The sequence below is a fragment of the Ruegeria sp. SATB045 genome, assembly GCF_059613525.1.
The window spans coordinates 191,349-210,841 of record NZ_JBXWSR010000037.1; the positions used below are offsets into that span (position 1 = coordinate 191,349).

At 58.7% G+C, this 19,493-nt stretch carries 19 protein-coding genes; 12 read left to right on the forward strand and 7 right to left on the reverse strand.

Features of this window, described 5'->3' with window-relative positions:
- Positions 1-6 precede the first annotated feature (6 nt).
- The 3 genes from AC2FNR_RS20545 (at position 7) to AC2FNR_RS20555 (ending at position 3,469) form a co-directional block, all read left to right on the forward strand.
- Positions 7-537: a gamma-glutamylcyclotransferase gene (locus AC2FNR_RS20545; RefSeq protein WP_496851150.1), complete on the forward strand. Its 531-nt coding sequence runs from the start codon at positions 7-9 to the stop codon at positions 535-537.
- A 70-nt stretch (positions 538-607) separates the two neighbouring features.
- On the forward strand, positions 608-1,786 hold the full coding sequence (locus tag AC2FNR_RS20550; protein WP_496851152.1) for a biopolymer transporter ExbB: 1,179 nt from the start codon (positions 608-610) through the stop codon (positions 1,784-1,786).
- Positions 1,787-1,789: 3 nt separating this feature from the next.
- Positions 1,790-3,469 carry a peptidoglycan -binding protein gene (locus AC2FNR_RS20555; protein WP_480867884.1) on the forward strand — a complete coding sequence of 560 codons (1,680 nt, stop codon included), beginning with the start codon at positions 1,790-1,792 and terminating at the stop codon, positions 3,467-3,469.
- Between the two features lie 799 nt (positions 3,470-4,268).
- On the opposite strand, the gene clpA is transcribed toward AC2FNR_RS20555, so the two are convergent.
- Both clpA and gloB read right to left on the reverse strand, forming a co-directional pair.
- Positions 4,269-6,593, reverse strand: coding sequence for an ATP-dependent Clp protease ATP-binding subunit ClpA (clpA, locus tag AC2FNR_RS20560; RefSeq protein ID WP_170352317.1), 2,325 nt, complete (start codon positions 6,591-6,593; stop codon positions 4,269-4,271).
- A gap of 175 nt (positions 6,594-6,768) precedes the next feature.
- The gene (gene gloB / locus AC2FNR_RS20565; protein ID WP_496851155.1) at positions 6,769-7,536 is read right to left on the reverse strand and encodes a hydroxyacylglutathione hydrolase; all 768 of its coding nucleotides are present in this window, start codon (positions 7,534-7,536) and stop codon (positions 6,769-6,771) included.
- 62 nt (positions 7,537-7,598) lie between these two features.
- Between gloB and AC2FNR_RS20570 the strand changes: the two genes are divergently transcribed.
- The 7 genes from AC2FNR_RS20570 (at position 7,599) to AC2FNR_RS20600 (ending at position 13,973) form a co-directional block, all read left to right on the forward strand.
- On the forward strand, positions 7,599-8,333 hold the full coding sequence (locus AC2FNR_RS20570) for a methyltransferase domain-containing protein (RefSeq protein ID WP_170352319.1): 735 nt from the start codon (positions 7,599-7,601) through the stop codon (positions 8,331-8,333).
- Positions 8,334-8,645: 312 nt separating this feature from the next.
- Positions 8,646-9,206 (forward strand): F0F1 ATP synthase subunit delta, encoded by a 561-nt coding sequence (locus AC2FNR_RS20575; RefSeq protein ID WP_170352320.1) that lies wholly within the window; start codon positions 8,646-8,648, stop codon positions 9,204-9,206.
- Positions 9,207-10,745 (forward strand): F0F1 ATP synthase subunit alpha, encoded by a 1,539-nt coding sequence (gene atpA, locus AC2FNR_RS20580; RefSeq protein ID WP_170352321.1) that lies wholly within the window; start codon positions 9,207-9,209, stop codon positions 10,743-10,745.
- 12 nt (positions 10,746-10,757) lie between these two features.
- Positions 10,758-11,636 (forward strand): F0F1 ATP synthase subunit gamma, encoded by an 879-nt coding sequence (locus AC2FNR_RS20585; protein ID WP_170768996.1) that lies wholly within the window; start codon positions 10,758-10,760, stop codon positions 11,634-11,636.
- A 20-nt stretch (positions 11,637-11,656) separates the two neighbouring features.
- Positions 11,657-13,081 (forward strand): F0F1 ATP synthase subunit beta, encoded by a 1,425-nt coding sequence (atpD, locus tag AC2FNR_RS20590; RefSeq protein ID WP_170352323.1) that lies wholly within the window; start codon positions 11,657-11,659, stop codon positions 13,079-13,081.
- Positions 13,082-13,093: 12 nt separating this feature from the next.
- Positions 13,094-13,504: a F0F1 ATP synthase subunit epsilon gene (locus tag AC2FNR_RS20595; RefSeq protein WP_170753407.1), complete on the forward strand. Its 411-nt coding sequence runs from the start codon at positions 13,094-13,096 to the stop codon at positions 13,502-13,504.
- Positions 13,505-13,622: 118 nt separating this feature from the next.
- Entirely contained in the window at positions 13,623-13,973 is a 351-nt protein-coding gene (locus AC2FNR_RS20600) for an H-type lectin domain-containing protein (RefSeq protein WP_170352325.1), read from the forward strand.
- A 16-nt stretch (positions 13,974-13,989) separates the two neighbouring features.
- Here the strand turns inward: AC2FNR_RS20600 and rpiB are convergent, their stop codons facing one another.
- Positions 13,990-14,439 (reverse strand): ribose 5-phosphate isomerase B, encoded by a 450-nt coding sequence (rpiB, locus tag AC2FNR_RS20605; RefSeq protein WP_496851158.1) that lies wholly within the window; start codon positions 14,437-14,439, stop codon positions 13,990-13,992.
- A gap of 57 nt (positions 14,440-14,496) precedes the next feature.
- Positions 14,497-15,516, reverse strand: a complete 1,020-nt coding sequence (locus AC2FNR_RS20610; protein ID WP_170352327.1) for a ribose-phosphate pyrophosphokinase — start codon at positions 15,514-15,516, stop codon at positions 14,497-14,499.
- Between the two features lie 108 nt (positions 15,517-15,624).
- Here AC2FNR_RS20610 and AC2FNR_RS20615 point away from each other — a divergent pair, with 108 nt between their 5' ends.
- Both AC2FNR_RS20615 and AC2FNR_RS20620 read left to right on the forward strand, forming a co-directional pair.
- Positions 15,625-16,227: a 2-hydroxychromene-2-carboxylate isomerase gene (locus tag AC2FNR_RS20615; RefSeq protein WP_170353112.1), complete on the forward strand. Its 603-nt coding sequence runs from the start codon at positions 15,625-15,627 to the stop codon at positions 16,225-16,227.
- Positions 16,224-17,051, forward strand: a complete 828-nt coding sequence (locus AC2FNR_RS20620; RefSeq protein ID WP_496851161.1) for an alpha/beta fold hydrolase — start codon at positions 16,224-16,226, stop codon at positions 17,049-17,051. The genes AC2FNR_RS20615 and AC2FNR_RS20620 overlap by 4 nt, the downstream gene beginning before the upstream one ends.
- Here the strand turns inward: AC2FNR_RS20620 and AC2FNR_RS20625 are convergent.
- The 3 genes from AC2FNR_RS20625 to AC2FNR_RS20635 are packed head-to-tail and all read right to left on the reverse strand — an operon-like array spanning position 17,043 to position 19,479.
- Positions 17,043-18,077, reverse strand: coding sequence for a threonine aldolase family protein (locus tag AC2FNR_RS20625; RefSeq protein WP_480867875.1), 1,035 nt, complete (start codon positions 18,075-18,077; stop codon positions 17,043-17,045). The genes AC2FNR_RS20620 and AC2FNR_RS20625 overlap by 9 nt on opposite strands.
- Positions 18,077-18,550: a YcgN family cysteine cluster protein gene (locus tag AC2FNR_RS20630; RefSeq protein ID WP_170783791.1), complete on the reverse strand. Its 474-nt coding sequence runs from the start codon at positions 18,548-18,550 to the stop codon at positions 18,077-18,079. Before AC2FNR_RS20630 ends, AC2FNR_RS20625 begins: the two co-directional genes overlap by 1 nt.
- Positions 18,547-19,479: a bifunctional riboflavin kinase/FAD synthetase gene (locus AC2FNR_RS20635; protein WP_170352331.1), complete on the reverse strand. Its 933-nt coding sequence runs from the start codon at positions 19,477-19,479 to the stop codon at positions 18,547-18,549. The genes AC2FNR_RS20630 and AC2FNR_RS20635 overlap by 4 nt, the downstream gene beginning before the upstream one ends.
- Positions 19,480-19,493 lie beyond the last annotated feature (14 nt).

A 19,493-nucleotide genomic window follows, 5' to 3' on the forward strand; every position in this document is an offset into this window, starting at 1 on the left:
AGAGTTATGACGATGTGGGTTTTCGGATATGGGTCGCTGCTGTGGAATCCCGGCTTTCCTGTGGCCCGCAGTGAACGCGCGACTTTGATCGGCTACGCACGCTCATTTTGCATGAGTTCGATTCACCATCGCGGTACCGAGGATGAGCCGGGCCTTGTTCTGGCGCTGGATGAACAAGACGACGCACAGTGCAAAGGGTTGGCTCTTGCGGTCCAGCCGGGCCACGAAGATCGCACCTTACAAGAGCTGCGAGAGCGCGAGTTGATATCTTCCGCCTATGTCGAAAAGATGCTGGATGTGCATTTGGAAACCGGTGACACGGTCACTGCGGTCACTTACGTGATCGAAAAAGACCATGTGCAGTATTGCGGGGGAATGCCTTTGGAAGAGCAGGCCCAGATCATCGCACACGCAGTTGGTGGTCGGGGGCCAAACACTGAATACCTCTATAACACTGCCGAACATCTGGCCGAGATTGGCCTGCACGATGCCGATCTTGAGTGGTTGGCGCAACGCGTGCGTGACATTACCGCATAAACCCTTGGCGTAACCGGCGGATTTTCGCTAGATTTATCCTCAGAGCAGCTAAAGACCGGGAACCACGCGCATGGCGCAGGCACATCAAAGCGCGAGACCGCATTTCTCGCAACCCATTCGTCAGATCGTAACGATGTTGGTTGCGATTGCGCTGGCTGGTGGCGGAGTTTTTATGGCTCTGCCCTATGTTCTGCCTGTTTTCTACGCCAACCCTTACCTGAACGGGTTCATCCTGCTGGTATTTGGCATCGGCGTATTGGCCTGTTTTTATCAGGTGACACAGCTGATCGGCTCGGTTCGTTGGATCGAAGCCTTCGTCGGTGGCGTTGTACGCGAAGACGCTCGGACCCCGCAGCTCTTGGCCCCTCTGGCGTCGCTGCTGCGGGAACGTGGGGCGCGGTCTCAGATCAGCTCTAGCTCGACCCGGTCCATTCTGGATTCGGTAGCAGAACGGGTTGAAGAAGAACGCGAGATCACGCGTTACATCACCAATGTTCTGATTTATCTGGGCCTGCTGGGCACTTTCTTTGGTCTGGCGACAACTGTTCCGGCCATCGTTGACACGATCCGCAGCCTAAACCCCCAAGAAGGGGAAGAAGGGCTGGCTGTCTTCAACCGCCTTATGGTCGGGCTCGAGGCGCAGTTGCAGGGTATGGGCGTGGCCTTTGGGTCATCGCTTTTGGGTTTGGCCGGATCGTTGATCGTCGGCCTGCTTGAACTGTTTGCAGGTCACGGGCAAAGCCGGTTCTACCGCGAGTTGGAAGAGTGGCTGTCGTCAATCACCCGAGTCGGGTTCGCTTCTGGTGATGAAGGTGGGGCTGAACTGGCGGTTCTTACCCCTGTTCTGGATGCAATGTCGGAACAGATGAATGCGTTGCAGGATCTTTTCGAAGCGCAAGAGGCCGACCGCGCATCGGTGTCCGCCAACCTGAATCAGCTGGCTAGTTCGATAGGTGAAATGAACATGCGCCAGTCCGAGGCCGAAGGGGTCACAGCCGCGCTGGAACGCGTTGCTCTGGGACAGGATGCCTTGTTGGACCACATGCGCGAGCAAGGCACTGGCGATGGGATCGATGCCGAAAGCCGCATGCGCCTGCGGTCCATGGATGTTCAGTTACTTCGTATTCTCGAAGAAATCTCGGCAGGTCGCCAGGAAAGCATGAGCGAACTGCGCAAAGATATTGAACTGTTGGTCAAGGCTTTGACCTTGCCACGGGGCGCCGTTCGCACCACTCCGGACGGAGAATAAGCCATGGCCCTGTCTCGCCGCACAGGTCAACGGTTTCAGGGCTCTGTCTGGCCAGGCTTCGTGGATGCGATCACTGGGCTGTTGATGGTGCTGACCTTTGTCTTGACCATTTTCATGGTCGTGCAATTCGTTCTGCGTGAAACGATCTCGGGTCAGGAAGATGAGCTGTCCGCCTTGTCTGGCGAGGTTGCCGCGTTGGCCAACGCGCTGGGTTTGGAAGAGCGTGAGAACAGTCGGCTTGAGGCGCGGTTGGGAGCTTTGAATTCGACCTTGTCCCAAGTCGAAGGCGAACTTGTTGATGCTCAGTTGCGTCTAACTAATTTTGAAGATCAGGTCGCGGCGCTTCTTGCAGATCAGGAACGCGCGCGCGGGGCCATCGCGTCGCTGGAGTCGGAACGTGAGACCCTGTTGACCGAACAAGAAGCGTTGAACCTTGCCCTTGCCCAAAGCCGTTCGGAAATTGACGCACAGGCCGAGGCCGCGCGTCTGGCAGCCGCGCGCCGTGAGGCGCTTGAGGCACTTGTTGCTGATCTCGAACAAAGCGGCACGGCGCAAGAGGCATTGATTTCCGAGCTCGAAGAGCAGCTAAGCGCAGAAGAAACCGCCCGATTGGCCGAGGCAGCAGCGGCAGAAAACCTGCGAAACCGGCTTCAGGATGCGGATGCGGAACTGACGGCCATGACGCTTGCGCTAGAAGCGCAAAGGAAAGAGGCCGAGGATACGCTTACCCTTCTTGCGGCGGCGCAAGCCGCCAAGGCAGAGTTGGAGCGTCAGTTCGGCGAGTTGAATACTGAGGAGTTGCAAGCCCAGCTTGAAGCTGCCTTGGCTGCGCGCACGCAGGCCCAGACCGAAGCGCAGGAGCAGCGCACGCTAGCAGAGGAAAGAGCTGCGCTGCTGGCCGTCGCGCGCGAAGCGATCTCGGCAGAACAGGCGGTTTCCGCAAAAGCGCAGCGCCAAACAGCGCTGCTGAATCAGCAGATGGCCGCCCTCCGTAACCAGCTGGGCGGTTTGCAAGCCTTGCTGGACGACTACGAAGAGCGAAACGCTGCCGCCGACATCCGCATTCAGACACTGGGGCAGGATCTGAACGCTGCACTTGCCCGTGCGGCCTCGGAAGAGCGGCGCCGCCGCCTTCTGGAAGAGGCTGAGCGCGTCCGGTTGGAAGCCGAAGCCGAAAAGCTGTCGGGTCAGAACGAAGAACTGGCTGCTCAGGCTGAAGATTTGCAGCGCTATCGCTCGGAATTCTTCGGCCGGCTCCGGGATGTTTTGGGGGATCAGGAGGGTGTTCGGATCGAAGGCGACCGCTTTGTGTTTTCCTCCGAGGTTTTGTTTGATACCGGCTCGGCCGTCCTGTCCCCCGCAGGCCAGCTTGAGGTCGCAAAGGTTGCCAACATCCTGCGGACCGTGGCAGCCGAGATCCCAGAAGGGCTGAACTGGGTTATCCGGGTCGATGGTCATACCGACAACGTCCCGCTGGCAGGATCAGGTCGTTATCGCGATAACTGGGAACTTAGCCAGGGCCGCGCGTTGTCGGTCGTGCTGTACATGGTCGAAGCGCTGGGTATCCCACCGAACCGCCTGGCGGCCAACGGGTTTGGTGAGTTTCAGCCTGTAAACCCGGCGGACACGCCAGAAGCCCGCGCCCAGAATCGCCGGATCGAGCTGAAACTGACCGAACGCTGATTGTGTATCTCTGATTTGAGACGGTCTGAACCTACGCTAAAATAGCGGCGTAGTCGCGTGGAAAAGGCCACGCGCATCCCTATATATGTACCCTAGGTTGAACGGGTAGGGATCGTGAAAGCAGGCGTTTCGGAACTTCGCTATATTGTTGATAGCGCACTAAGCGCTCCTTACCGTCTTGTAACAAGGTGCGAAATGCGCTGTGGGGCCGCGGTTTGGCTCAAACGGATCGAGCGTTCAGGTCCACACCTTTGGGTTGTGAAAGGGTTACCCGGGCAAGCTTTTGATAGGGATCGTCGATCGCATCGCTTCCTGCGCAGTTGCGGAGTTCCAGTTCCGGCGGTTCTTCTGGAAAGCGACAGCTATTTTGTAATCGAAGACGCAGGGCATAGTTTGCGTGCCTTATGCGGCGACCCGCTTGTAACCAAAGTGGAGAAATTGGCAGCCTGCAGTGCGGCCGGGCAAGCACTCGCGCGTTTGCATGCCGCGGATTTGGCGCATGGGCGCCCCGCATTTCGGGACATGTGCTGGGACGGGCACAGAATACGCTTTATTGACTTCGAATATTTCGATCCAAGCCAGGCCGGATCGATTAGAAAAGCCCGAGATATTGGCATCGCACTTTTGTCTGCCCTTTCTCAAGGGGGTGAAGGCGTACGTTATGCCCGTTCGTTTTTGTCAGCGTATCGCTTGGCTCGCAGGAAGAGGTCGAAGCCGTATTTAACACCGCTATGGGATCAACCGAGATAACGGTGCAATGAAAAACCCGCCGCATTGGGCGGGTTTTTTTTCTCATCGATCAGTCAGCTGTGAGCAAGGGTGGTTTGTCGCCCGGTATGCGGGGCTGATCGGGGCCCAGAATTTCCAGGTTCAGATCGCCTTTCTTGACCGAAACGCGGACCACGCCGCCCTTGGCCAGCTTGCCAAATAGCAGCTCCTCGGCCAAAGGCTTCTTGATGTGTTCCTGAATGACGCGGCCCAGCGGGCGCGCACCCATCTTGTCGTCATACCCTTTGTCCGCCAACCATTCGGCGGCCTTGGGTGTCAGGTCAAAGGTCACATTGCGGTCCATCAACTGTGCCTCAAGCTGCAGCACGAATTTCTCGACAACTTGAAGGATGACCTCTTTAGGCAGCGGCGCGAACGAAATCACCGCGTCCAGACGGTTGCGGAATTCCGGTGTGAAGGTCCGTTCAATCGCAGCGGTATCTTCGCCTTCGCGACGGTCGCGTCCAAAGCCGATCGCGGCCTTGGCTTGCTCCTGAGCGCCAGCGTTCGAGGTCATGATCAGCACAACGTTGCGGAAATTCACCGTGCGGCCGTTGTGGTCCGTCAGCTCACCATGATCCATCACCTGCAACAGGATGTTAAAGACGTCCGGATGCGCTTTCTCGATCTCATCCAGCAGCAGCACGCAATGCGGATGCTGGTCAACGCCGTCAGTCAGAAGACCGCCCTGATCGAACCCGACATAACCCGGAGGCGCACCGATCAGACGAGAAACGGCGTGTTTCTCCATGTATTCAGACATGTCGAAACGCAGCAGTTCTACACCCAGCGTATCTGCCAGCTGTTTCGCCACTTCGGTTTTGCCCACACCGGTCGGACCTGCGAACAGGTAATTGCCGATGGGCTTTTCAGGTTCACGAAGGCCCGCGCGCGCCAGTTTGATCGCGCTGGACAGCGCGACAATGGCGTCGTCCTGACCGAACACCACCCGTTTCAGCGAGGTCTCAAGGTCTTTCAGAACCTCGGCATCGTCCTTGGTGACGTTCTTGGGCGGGATGCGCGCGATCTTGGCGACCACGGCCTCAATCTCTTTCACGCCGATGGTTTTGCGACGCTTGCTTTCCGCGACCAAATGCTGAGCTGCACCGGCCTCGTCAATCACGTCGATAGCCTTGTCAGGCAGTTTGCGGTCATTGATGTAGCGCGCCGACAGTTCTACCGCCGTTTTGATCGCGTCCGCAGTGTATTTGATCGCGTGATGCTCTTCAAAATACGGTTTAAGGCCGCGCAGGATTTTCACGCTGTCCTCGACCGAAGGCTCATTCACGTCGATCTTCTGGAACCGGCGGCTAAGCGCGCGGTCCTTTTCGAAATGCTGCCGGAACTCTTTGTAGGTGGTCGAACCCATCGTGCGCAGTTTACCGCCCTGTAGGGCAGGTTTAAGAAGGTTCGACGCATCCATTGCGCCGCCCGAAGTGGCTCCTGCGCCGATGACCGTGTGAATCTCGTCAATGAACAGCACGGCATCGGGATGCTCTTCCAATTCGGTTACGACTGCTTTCAGTCGCTCCTCGAAATCACCGCGATAACGCGTGCCCGCCAGCAAAGCGCCCATATCCAGCGAATAAATCGTGGTTTCGGACAGCACATCGGGCGCTTCGCCCACTACGATTTTATGGGCCAAACCTTCGGCGATAGCGGTTTTCCCCACGCCCGGATCACCCACCAGCAGCGGGTTATTCTTGCGACGACGGCAAAGCACTTGAATGCAACGTTCAACTTCATCCGCCCGGCCAATCAGCGGATCTACATCCCCTGCACGGGATTTGGTGTTCAGATCAACGCAGTATTTGCCAAGTGCGCTTTCCTTCTGCTCACCTTCGCCAGCAGAGGGTTGCGTTTCGTCCTCGACCTGATCCGCGCCCGAGACCGATCGGCTTTCGCCGTAAGCTGGGTCTTTGGCGACGCCATGTGCGATGAAATTCACCGCGTCATACCGTGTCATGTCCTGTTCTTGCAGGAAATAGGCCGCGTTGCTTTCGCGTTCAGCAAAGATCGCAACCAGCACGTTTGCGCCCGTGACCTCGGTCCGGCCCGAGCTTTGAACGTGGATGGCGGCGCGCTGGATCACGCGTTGGAAAGCGGCCGTTGGCACAGCCTCGGACCCGTCGATATCCGTAACCAGATTAGACAGGTCTTCGTCGATGAATTCGACCAGAGTGCTGCGCAGCTCATCCAGATCGACGCTGCAGGCTTTCATAACTCGGATCGCGTCCGGTTCTTCCAGCAGCGCCAGCAGCAGATGCTCTAGCGTGGCGAATTCGTGTCGCCGTTCGTTCGCAGCCGCAAGGGCCGCGTGAATGGCTTGTTCTAATGTGCTCGAGAATGAAGGCACGCGGGTGCTCCTCTGTCTTGGGTCGGAAGGGGCGCGGGCTTTAGGCCGGATCCCCATCCCAACCGTGTCCTCATACTATTAGAGTTTGGTTGATCATGGCCCGGCTTCAAGGGTTTTCTTTCACTTGACAGTCACATTTATTGTGACCGTGGCCGTGAAGCGGGTGAAATAGGCATCAAAACCTGTCTTTTCTAGCCCGAATTTCTGCAAATACCGCAGCGGGTTCAGCGCCCGACATCCCTAAATGCGCTTGAATCGCCGGATCAGCGGCGCGCAGAAACGGATTTGTGGCCTTTTCCAGCGCCAAACTTGACGGCACCGTAGGTTCGCCAGCGGCACGGGTGCGGTCGATATCCGTCGCGCGTTCGCGCAGCGCGGCATTGTCTGGGTCGACGGTCAGAGCGAATTTGGCGTTGGATTGCGTATATTCGTGACCCGAACACACCAGAGTATCGTCGGGCAAAGCGGCCAGCTTGGATAATGAGTCCCACATCTGCGGGGCGGTTCCTTCAAACAGGCGACCACATCCCAAAGCCATCAAACTGTCGGCGGTAAATACAACGGCGCTTTGCGGCATATAGAATGCGATGTGTCCAACTGTATGGCCCGAGACATCCAGCACTTGCACCGTCTCTCCGCCCAACTCAAACGTATCGCCTTCGCTGACTTGTTGGTTCAAAGGGGGCAAACGATGCGCGTCCGCAGCGGCCCCTATGACTTTAGCGGGGTGCTTTTCCAGAATTCCGGGCAACCCGTCCACATGGTCAAAGTGGTGATGCGTCAGTAACACGTGGCTGAGTTTCCAGCCGCGCTGGTCCAGCTGGGCCAGAATGGGGGCAGCCTCTGGCGCGTCGATCAATGCGGTGTTGCCGCTTGCGGCGTCATGCGCCAGAAAAGCGTAGTTATCGCTGAGACATGGGATGGTGACGATCTCAAGAGGCATGGCCTTTTGCCCTTTCGTTGCTAGACTGCGCCGAAGCTAAGCCGATTGACCGGGTGTCCGCAATGCATCTTGATGTGCAGGATCTTAGGAATTTCTACTACCGCAGCACATTGGGGCGTGCGGCGCAGGCGGCGATCCGGGGTCGGTTGATCGCGCAATGGCCCGAAGCCAAGGGCCAGACGGTCGCCGGGTTTGGCTTTGCCGTACCTTTGCTGCGCCCCTATCTGGCGGATGCTCGGCGGGTGATTGGGCTGATGCCCGGACCGCAAGGTGTGATGCCGTGGCCCGCAGGGATGCCCAACGTCTCGGTCCTGACGGAAGAGACGATGTGGCCGATTGAGACCGGGCACGTGGACAAGCTGGTGGTGATGCACGGGCTTGAGACCTCACAGCGGCCGAGCGAGCTGTTAAATGAATGCTGGCGGGTACTGGGCCCCGGAGGGCGCGCGTTCTTTATTGTGCCCAACCGCGCGGGATTGTGGTCGCGGACGGACCGGACGCCGTTTGGCTTTGGACGCCCTTATTCAGCGACGCAGTTAGAAAACCAGCTTCGGGCGCATCATTTTGAACCGGAAAGCCATTGTTCAGCATTGTATCTGCCGCCGTCATTCCGCCGATTTTGGCTCAAGTCGGGCAGTTTGATTGAAAAGACGGGTCAGCGGATTCCCACGGTCATGGCCGGAGGCGTCTTGATGGTCGAAGCAACTAAACACATCCGGCCTCCAAGCGGCAGCGTCACAAAGGATCCTGTTCGTCGGCCGATCAAGGCGTTGGACGGTTTGCTGAAGCCCGCCTAACTTTTGTCCACTTTTGGAACTCCGCCACGCGAAGAAAATGCGGGAAAATGGTCACAGGAATCGCAAAAACCTACACTTTCGTAACATTTTTAGTCCCTTCCAACCGGACAAAAGGGTCGCACCCTGCGTAACTCCATGAAATCAAACATTTTGTGGATAAGGCTGCCCTCGTGATAATATGTTGCGAGCTGGGTTCGGCTCTGCTACATCCCCGGTGATTTTGATCCCCGACCGTATGGCCGGGGTTTCTTCACGCCCCCGGGGTAGCTGCCGCAACGCGAATTCGGGGCCTCAAATATCGGAAGGGTGGACGTGTCCGAACCAGCTTCGATTTCCACAGGCATTGCCGAGCGCTATGCCACTGCGATTTTCGAGATCGCGAAAGAGAATAAAGACCTCGCAGGTCTGGAGACCGGAATTAACGATCTGGCAGCAGCATTGGGCGACAGCGCCGAACTGCGTAACCTGATCGCTTCGCCTCTGGTTTCGCGCGCCGAGCAGGAAGGCGCCATTACAGCGATCGCTGACAAGATGGGCCTGAACGCGATACTGCGTAATACGCTGGGTCTGATGGCGCAAAAACGCCGCCTGTTTGTCGTGCCGCAGCTGGTGCAGGTTCTGCGCGACATGCTGGCCGAAGAGCGTGGCGAAGTAACCGCCGATGTCGCTTCGGCCAAGGCCCTGACCAAGACACAGATGGAAAAACTGTCCAAAACGCTGTCCGAGCGTGTGGGCAAGACCGTGACAATAAATGCGACCGTTGATGAAAGCCTCATCGGCGGTCTTGTCGTTAAAGTGGGCTCGAAGATGATCGATAGCTCGATCCGTTCGAAGCTGAACTCCCTACAGAATGCAATGAAAGAGGTCGGATAAATGGGAATCCAAGCTGCAGAGATTTCTGCAATCCTGAAGGACCAGATCAAGAACTTTGGTCAGGAAGCAGAAGTGGCCGAAATCGGCCGCGTGCTGAGCGTCGGTGACGGGATTGCCCGTGTATACGGCCTGGACAATGTGCAAGCCGGTGAGATGGTCGAATTCCCCGGTGGCATCATGGGCATGGCCCTGAACTTGGAAAGCGACAACGTCGGTGTCGTTATCTTCGGTTCTGACCGTGACATCAAAGAAGGTGACACCGTCAAGCGCACCAACTCGATCGTGGACGTTCCGATCGGTGACGAACTTCTGGGCCGTGTTGTTGACGGTCTGGGCAATCCGCTGGACGGCAAAGGCCCCATCAACGCTTCCAAGCGTGGCGTTGCAGACGTCAAAGCCCCTGGCATCATCCCGCGTAAATCGGTGCACGAGCCGATGGCAACCGGCCTGAAATCGGTTGACGCGATGATCCCGATCGGCCGTGGCCAGCGTGAGCTGATCATTGGTGACCGTCAGACCGGTAAAACCGCCGTTGCTCTGGACACCATCCTGAACCAGAAAGTCTACAACGACGCAGCAGGCGACGACGAGTCGAAGAAACTGTACTGCATCTACGTGGCTGTTGGTCAGAAGCGTTCGACCGTTGCGCAGCTGGTGAAGAAGCTGGAAGAATCCGGCGCGATTGAATACTCGATCGTTGTGGCCGCAACCGCGTCCGACCCCGCGCCGATGCAGTTCCTGGCGCCGTACTCGGCGACCGCGATGGCCGAATACTTCCGCGACAACGGCCGCCACGCGCTGATCATCTATGATGACCTGTCGAAGCAGGCTGTGTCCTATCGTCAGATGTCCCTGCTGCTGCGTCGTCCGCCCGGACGTGAAGCCTATCCTGGTGACGTTTTCTACCTCCACTCCCGTCTGCTGGAGCGTTCGGCGAAGCTGAACGAAGATTTCGGCGCAGGCTCGCTGACCGCTCTGCCGGTTATTGAAACCCAAGGTGGCGACGTTTCGGCGTTTATTCCGACCAACGTGATCTCGATCACCGACGGTCAGATCTTCCTGGAAACCGAACTGTTCTACCAGGGCATCCGTCCTGCTGTGAACACCGGTCTGTCGGTTTCGCGTGTGGGCTCGTCGGCCCAAACCAACGCGATGAAATCGGTCGCTGGACCGGTAAAACTGGAGCTGGCTCAGTACCGCGAAATGGCTGCGTTTGCGCAGTTCGGTTCGGACCTCGACGCCGCGACCCAGCAGCTGCTGAACCGTGGTGCGCGCCTGACCGAGCTGATGAAACAGCCGCAGTACTCGCCGCTGACCAACGCGGAAATCGTCTGCGTCATCTTCGCGGGCACCAACGGTTACCTCGATAAGATCGACGTCTCGGACGTTGGCCGCTATGAGGCCGGTCTGCTGGCGCACCTGCGCGGCAAGCACGCCGACCTGCTGAAATGGCTGACAGACGAAGATCCCAAGATCAAAGGTGACGCGTCCGACAAGATCAAGGCAGCGATCGACGAATACGCCGCGACCTTCGCGTAACGGGGGGTTCCGATGCCTAGTCTGAAGGACCTTAAAAACAGGATCGAGTCGGTCAAATCGACCCGCAAGATCACCAAGGCCATGCAGATGGTCGCGGCTGCAAAACTGCGCCGCGCCCAGGAATCTGCTGAAGCCTCACGCCCTTATGCCGAGCGGTTCAATGCCGTGATGGCGGGGCTGGCGGCTTCGGTCGGGGGCAGCGACAGCGCCCCCAAGCTGCTCCGTGGTACGGGCAGCGATGATGTCCATCTGCTGGTTGTGATGACAGCTGAACGCGGCCTGTGTGGCGGCTTCAACTCGAACATCGCCAAGCTGGCCCGCCAAAAGGCGGAAGAGCTGCGCGGCAAAGGCAAGACGGTCAAGGTTTTGACCGTCGGCAAGAAAGGCCGCGACGCGCTCAAGCGCGATTTGGGCGATCTGTTCGTTGGACATGTCGACCTGAGCGAGGTCAAGCGCATTGGCTATGCCAACGCGCAGGACATCGCGAAGGACATCCTGTCCCGCTTTGACGGGGCTGAGTTCGATGTTGCCACGATCTTCTACTCGAAGTTCGTCAACGTCGTGACCCAGATCCCGACGGCACAGCAAATCATCCCCGCCTCGTTCGAGGACGACGCGGCAGGTGACGACAGCGGTGCCATCTTCGACTACGAGCCCAGCGAAGAGGCCATTCTGGCTGACCTGCTGCCCAAGGGGGTTGCCACCGCGATCTTCTCGGCTCTGCTCGAAAACGGAGCGTCTGAACAGGGTGCACGGATGTCCGCAATGGACAACGCGACACGCAATGCGGGCGAAATGATCGACAAGCTGACGATCCAGTTCAACCGCTCGCGTCAGGCCGTGATCACCAACGAGCTGATTGAAATTATTTCCGGCGCCGAAGCGCTGTAGAGACATACCGGAGACGAAACATGGCGAATGCAAAAGGCAAAGTCACACAGATCATCGGGGCCGTCGTCGACGTCCAGTTCGATGACGCACTGCCTGAAATTCTGAACGCGCTGGAAACCACCAACAACGGCAAGCGCCTGGTGTTGGAAGTTGCTCAGCACCTGGGCGAAAACACCGTCCGCACCATTGCGATGGACGCGACCGAAGGTCTGGTCCGCGGCGAGGTTGTGACCGACACCGGCGCACCGATCTCGGTTCCGGTTGGCAACGCCACACTGGGCCGCATCCTGAACGTGGTCGGCGAGCCGATCGACGAAAAAGGCCCGGTTGAAGCAACCGAGGCCCGCGCGATCCACCAGCCCGCGCCCGAGTTCGCGGAACAGTCGACCGAGTCGGAAATCCTTGTGACCGGCATCAAGGTTGTAGACCTGCTGGCCCCCTACGCCAAAGGCGGTAAGATCGGCCTGTTCGGCGGTGCCGGCGTTGGTAAAACCGTTCTGATCATGGAACTGATCAACAACATCGCAAAAGTGCACTCGGGCTTCTCGGTGTTCGCGGGCGTTGGTGAACGGACCCGTGAAGGCAACGACCTGTATCACGAAATGATCGAATCGAACGTCATCAAGCCCGACAACCTGTCGGAATCGCAGGTGGCCCTGGTCTACGGTCAGATGAACGAACCTCCGGGAGCGCGTGCGCGTGTTGCTCTGACCGGTCTGACCCTGGCCGAGCAGTTCCGTGACCAGTCCGGCACCGACGTTCTGTTCTTCGTCGACAACATCTTCCGCTTTACGCAGGCGGGATCCGAGGTTTCGGCTCTGCTGGGTCGTATTCCTTCGGCGGTGGGCTACCAGCCGACGCTGGCTACCGACATGGGCGCCCTGCAAGAACGCATCACCTCGACCAAGTCGGGCTCGATCACCTCGGTGCAGGCCATCTACGTTCCCGCGGACGACTTGACCGACCCCGCGCCGGCAACATCGTTTGCTCACTTGGACGCAACCACCGTTCTGAACCGTGCGATCTCGGAAAAGGGTATTTACCCGGCTGTTGACCCGCTCGACTCCTCCTCGCGTCTGTTGGACCCCGCGATTGTGGGTGAAGAGCACTACGCGGTTGCGACCGACGTTCAGCAGATCCTCCAGCGCTACAAGTCGCTTCAGGACATCATCGCCATTCTCGGCATGGACGAACTGTCGGAAGAAGACAAACTGACCGTGGCCCGTGCCCGTAAGATCGAACGCTTCATGTCGCAGCCGTTCGACGTTGCTCAGGTGTTCACCGGCTCGCCGGGCGTTCAGGTTCCTCTGGACGTGACCATCGCGTCGTTCAAAGCTGTTGTCGCTGGCGAATACGATCACCTGCCCGAAGCGGCCTTCCTGATGGTTGGCGGCATCGACGAAGTGATCGCCAAAGCGGAAAAGATGGCCGCAGAAGCCGCCTAAGGAGTATCCCTGATGGCAAACACGATGCAATTCGACCTCGTCAGCCCCGAGCGGAGCCTGGCTTCGCTTGAGGCCACCGCGGTCCAGCTTCCCGGCGCGGATGGGGACATGACGGCGATGCCCGATCATGCCCCCACCATCACGACGCTGCGCCCCGGTCTGCTGAAGGTTGAGGCACCTGCAGGAGCCAGCGAATACCTGGTCACCGGCGGGTTTGCCCAGATCAACGGTGACGGCCTGTCGGTTCTGGCTGAAAAGGCTATCCCGGTTGCCGAAGTGACCCGGTCGCATCTGGACGACCTGATCGCGGAAGCCCGCGCTTCGCACGAGGCCGCAAAGTCTGGCGACGATCAGTCGATCGTAGACGATGCAGCCAAGCTGCTGGCCGACATGGAAGCGCTTGGGACGCATATGAGCCTGTAACGGCTTGTTGCAAATGGATCATTAGAAACGGCCCTGCGACAGTAGGGCCGTTTTTTTGTCGTGATTTCATCATGAAGCCGAATTAGATTTCGGGAATTGATAAAGAACAGACAATAAAATGAAGACGTTTCGAACCCATCCTATTGGTATCGACCAAGGCGAGACCGTGGTGTTTTCCGAATTTTCCAACGGCGGTGACATGTGGACCGGCAACGGTACGCGCGAGAGACGCTCGGCTGTGACGTTTCGCCAGCCGTTCCGATCTGCGCCGGTTGTTCAGATCGGTATATCCCTATGGGATGTGGACACAACCTCGGCGTTGCGGGCCGAAGTGAAGGCCGAAAACACTACGAACGAAGGATTCGACGCAGTGTTCCGCACTTGGTCAGACACGCGAATCGCACGGATTAGGGTGACGTGGACCGCGATCGGCGAGGTTGCGCATGAGGATGATTGGGACATCTCCTGATGCCCGTGTTCAAGGGTCAGTCAGTTGATGCTTCGATCATTCCGACGCGGGTCGCGTGACGGCCACCTTCGAACTCGGCACCAAGGAACGCGGTGACAATGTCCAGCGCTTGCCCTTCACCGACGACACGCGCGCCGATGGACAGCATGTTGGCGTCATTGTGCTGACGGATCATCCGGGCCGAGAATGCGTCAGAACACACGCCACAGCGTATGCCGGGCACTTTGTTTGCCGCCATCATGATGCCCTGTCCAGTGCCACATAGAATAATGCCCAGCTGACAATCGCCGGATGCGACGGATTCGGCTGCGGCTTTGCCGTGGATTGGATAGTGCGTGCTCTCGGGTGTCTTCGGCCCGATGTCCACGACCTCCCATCCGAGGTCAGCGACATGCTTGGCAACGGCCTGACGCAGATCGATGGCGGCATGGTCGCTGGAAAGAACAATACGTTTTGCGGCTGTCACGGGACGCTCCTGCCTGTTGGGTTGGTACGAAAAGGGTGGCCGCGCCACCCTTGTCAATCAGTCCATGTGGTACATGGATTCGTAGATCGGGGTCAGGGTCTTGTCCTCGAACAAGGACGATACCGAGGTGCCGTTCCAGATGTTCAGGATTGCCTGTGTAAAGATCGGCGCGGTCGGCACGATCCGGATATTCTTGGCTTTGGCGACCTCTTTGGTGGGTTGGATCGTGTCGGTCAGAACCAGAGACTTCATGACTGAGTTTGTCACACGTTCCACCGCTGGGCCGCTCATGACGCCGTGGGTGATATAGGAATGCACCTCTTTCGCGCCGTTATCCAGCAGCACTTGAGCCGCCTTACACAGAGTTCCGGCGGTATCGCACATGTCGTCCACGATTAGGCAGATCTTGTCTTTGACGTCGCCGATGACAGTCATTTCGGCCACTTCACCCGCCTTTTCGCGGCGTTTGTCGACGATCGACAGCGGCGCTTCGATCCGTTTGGCCAACTCGCGCGCGCGGGCCACGCCGCCCACATCGGGTGAGACCACCATGATCTCATCCATCTGGTCCTTGAACTGGTTTTTCACATCCAGCGCAAAGATCGGCGAGGCATAGAGGTTGTCCACCGGGATATCAAAGAACCCCTGAATCTGCGCGGCGTGCAGGTCCATGGTCAGAACCCGCTCGATCCCGGCGCCGGTCAGCATGTTGGCGACCAGCTTGGCGGAAATCGGCGTGCGCGCCTTGGTGCGGCGGTCCTGACGGGCATAGCCGAAATAGGGGATCACGGCGGTGATCCGCTGCGCGGACGAACGGCGCAGTGCATCGGCGATTATCAGAAGCTCCATCAGGTTGTCGTTTGCCGGGTTCGAGGTCGGCTGGACGATGAACATATCCTCGCCGCGCACATTCTCGAACACTTCGACGAAAATCTCACCGTCGTTAAAGCGTTCGACGCGCGCATCGACGAGGCCCTGATCGACGCCGCGATACAGGCTCATGCGGCGGGCAATGGATTCGGCAAGCGGAAGATTGGCGTTCCCAGCGATCAGCTTGGGTTCGTGGAGTGTCGGCATCGGCTGAAGTCCCCGGGCAGCAATGGCAAATGTGACAGATTCGTGATGTTGACACCGCTTACCACGGCCTTACCGTCCAGCAAAGACAACGCAGCGGAGAAAGTGAACATGGCCACCATTGACTACTATTTTGCGACAATTTCGCCCTTCACCTACTTGGCCGGAACCCGGCTTGAAGAGGTCGCGGCAAAGCACGGCGCGACGATCAACTACAAGCCGCTGGATATCATGGCGCTGTTCGGACGCACCGGGGGAACTCCACCGAAGGACCGGCACATTTCGCGCATCGAATACCGGGCGCAGGAACTGCAGCGGCAAGCCAAGAATCTGGGGATGGAGTTCAATCTGAAACCTGCCCATTGGCCCACGAATATGGCACCGTCCTCTTACGCTGTGATAGCCGCCGCCAAGGACGGCTCGGGTGATGTCGGACAGCTGGTTCATTCCATTCTTCGCGCCTGCTGGGCCGAAGAAAAAGACGTCGCGCAGGACGAAGTGATCCGTGAATGCCTGTCTTCCGCAGGGTTCGATCCCTCTCTGGCCGATAGCGGCTTGCTGGTCGGGGCCGATACCTATGCCGCCAACCTTGAGGAGGCCGTAGACAAAGGCGCGTTTGGTGCGCCGTTCTATATCACCGAAGATGGTCAACGGTTCTGGGGACAGGATCGGCTAGAGGACCTGGACCGTCATCTGAGCGAGATGAAAGGGTGAAGGATTTGATGCCGTCGGTTCACGTCAGAACCTTGGGGCAGGGCGAGCGCAAAGTGCTGGCCCTGCATTGCACGATTGCTCACTCTGGGGCGTGGGCAGGGTTGGCGAGCGTGTTGGGAGATGACGCGACATTTATCGCGCCCGATATGCCCTCACACGGTAAGAGTCCCGATTGGAACGAACAGGGCGATCTGTTCGATTTGTTGACCGAACTGACTGTTGAGCAATTGACAGAGCCGATGGATGTCATCGGTCATTCCTTTGGCGCGATGATCGCGCTGCGCCTGGCGATGGAACACCCAGATCTGGTCCGCAGTGCGGTTCTGATCGAGCCGGTATTCTTTGCCGTTGCCAAGCAGGGCGCGCCTGATCTGCTGGCGCAGCATGACCATGAGGCGCAACCTTATGCAAAGGCTTTAGCTGACGGTGATATGGAACTGGCCGCGCGCCTTTTCAACAGGATGTGGAGCACCGATGACAGCCCTCGCTGGCCGGACCTACCCGAACGGACCCGTGCCGCAATGACCCGCGGTGTGCATCTTGTTCCTGCGGTTAAAGATGATTTGTTCGAGGATAAAAAGGGCTTGCTGGCCCCCGATATGATGAGCCGCGCAAATATGCCCATTCTATTGGTCAACGGGTCACGTACACATCCCGCGATGCCCGCGATCTGTGAAGGGCTGCAACAACGCCTGCCCAATGCCTCGGGCTGTGTCATTGAAGGGGCAGGGCACATGGCCCCGATCACGCATCCTCGGGACATGGCGCGCGTGATACGCGATTTCTGGGATGGGCAGCCTTCGGAAGTGCTGACCTTACAGTAGTGCGATGAACTGGTCGATCTGTTCAGGGCTGATCGACCAGTCGCAGACCAGACGACAAGCAAGCGGCTCTGCGTCATCGGCCCCGTTCAGCTCTCCGCCCCACAGATGATAGACTGCACCCGCGTCGTGCAATTGCTTGTGCCGCGCGCGCGAGAATTCGGCGAAGATCATGTTTGCCTGCGGTTGATGCAGGAAAGAGGCCCCCTTGGCCCGCAGCCCGTCAGCCAGACGTGCGCAATTGTCATTGGCCTGACGCGCCATCTGCAACCAAAGGTCGTCCTGCAGATAGGCGGCCATCTGAGCCGACAAGTACCGGTGTTTCGAAAACAGATGCGCGCCACGTTTCCGGCGCAGCTCGAACTCCCAGGCTTTGGTCTCGTCGAAAAAGACGACCGCCTCGACCCCCATCAGTCCGTTCTTTGTGCCGCCAAAGCTGACCGCATCAACACCCGATTTCCATGTCATCTCGGCCGGAGAACAGTTCAGCGCGACCAGCGCATTGGTGAACCGCGCACCGTCCAGATGCACCGGCAGGCCGTATTCCTTGGCAACAACGCACAGCGCCTGCAACTCTTCCAGCGAATAAACCGAACCTCGCTCGGTCACCTGCGTGATCGAGACTGGCCCGCGTTGCGGCCCATGCACACCGCGAGTTTCTTCGGCCAGAATGGTGCTGCGCAATGCGTCTGCCGTCATCTTGTCACCACCGGGCACCAGCGTCAGCTTGGCGCCGCTGTAGAATTCCGGGGCGTTGCACTCGTCCTCGTGAATATGCGCAACGGGGGAACAAAACACGGTGTCCCACGGGTTCGCCAGCGTCGACAGAGCCAAAGAATTCGCCGCCGTCCCGGTCGCCACCAGATAGACAGCTGCCCCCGGCGCTTCAAAGATACCACGGATACGGTCGCGCACCTCGTTCATCAGCGTGTCGGCCCCGTAGGCCATCTGATAGCCCTCATTCGCGGCGCTCAACGCGGCCATCACTTGCGGGTGAACCGGTCCGGAATTGTCAGAGGCGAAATACATCAGTTGGGCTCCTCAATGATATAGTCTTCCCACTCTTCCATGGGGGTTTCGAACTCGGACACCGTGCGCCCCTGAACCGAGACCCCGGCGGCGTGTACGCTGTCGGGCGTACCAGATATCAAAGGGTGCCAGTCGTAAAGGGGTTTGCCCTCCCACAGCAGCCGATAGGCGCAGGTCTGGGGCAGCCAATAGGCGTGTTCATCGATATTATCGGGCGTCATCACGATGCATTCCGGCACGAATTGGTGGCGGATGTCGTATTGGGTGCAACGGCAGGTCTCATCGTCCAGCAGACGGCAGGCAACGCAGGTCAGGGCAACCTCGCCCGTATCTTCGTCTTCCAGCTTATTGAGGCAGCATTTACCGCAGCCGTCGCACAGCGCCTCCCACTCGCGCTGGTTCATCTTGGTCAACGGTTTGCGTTCCCAGAAGCGGGCGGACAGGCCGTTGCGGTCAATCGGGTCGGTGGTCATAGCGCTGCCAGTAGCGCACGGGCCTTTTCGCAATCTGCATCCATCTGGGTGATCAGCCCGTCCAACCCGTCAAACGTCATCTCGGGGCGCAGGTATTCGACCAGACCAACCGAGAGCGTCGCGCCATAAAGATCACCCGAGAAATCGAACAGGAACGTCTCGATATTGGGGACTTCGCCGTTAAACATGGGGCGCGTGCCCACCGAGGCCGCGCCGTGATAGCTGCCCTGATGCGGGCCATCCAGCACATCAACCAGCACCGCATAGACGCCGAACTTCGGAGGGTGTAGCCCCTCGATCGACATGTTGGCGGTGGGATAACCCAGCTCGCGTCCGCGCTGTTCGCCGCCAATCACCTCGCCCTCGATCCGGTGCCAGTGGCCCAGCATCGCGGCGGCATCCCGCGGGCGACCTTCCGACAGCGCAGTACGGATCGCGGTCGAAGACACGACGTTTTCCGACCGCTCCATCAAGGGGGCGATGGTGACGCCAAAGCCCATCTGGGCCCCGAACCGCACCAGATCATCGGCGGTGCCGCTGCGGCCTTTGCCGAAACAGAAATCGGCCCCGACCACCACATGCGACAGCCCCAGCCCGTCACAGATCACATTGCGTGCGAATTCTTCGGGCGTCAGCCCGGCCAGCGCCGCGTTGAAGGGCAATTCATAAAGCTTCTGCACTCCTAGTTTCTGCAACCGATGCGCGCGGGCATTGCCGCGCATCAGGCGAAAGGGCGGGCTGTCGGGCGCAAAATATTCGCGCGGGTGCGGCTCGAACGTCATCACACCCAGCGGCGCGTCGGGCGCGGCGTTACGTGCCAGCTCGATCACTGAACGGTGGCCGATATGAACGCCATCAAAGTTGCCGATGGCCACACTGGCACTACGGTCCTGAGGCTCGACAAACTGGAAATCCCGAATAATGCGCATAGCGCCTGCCTAGC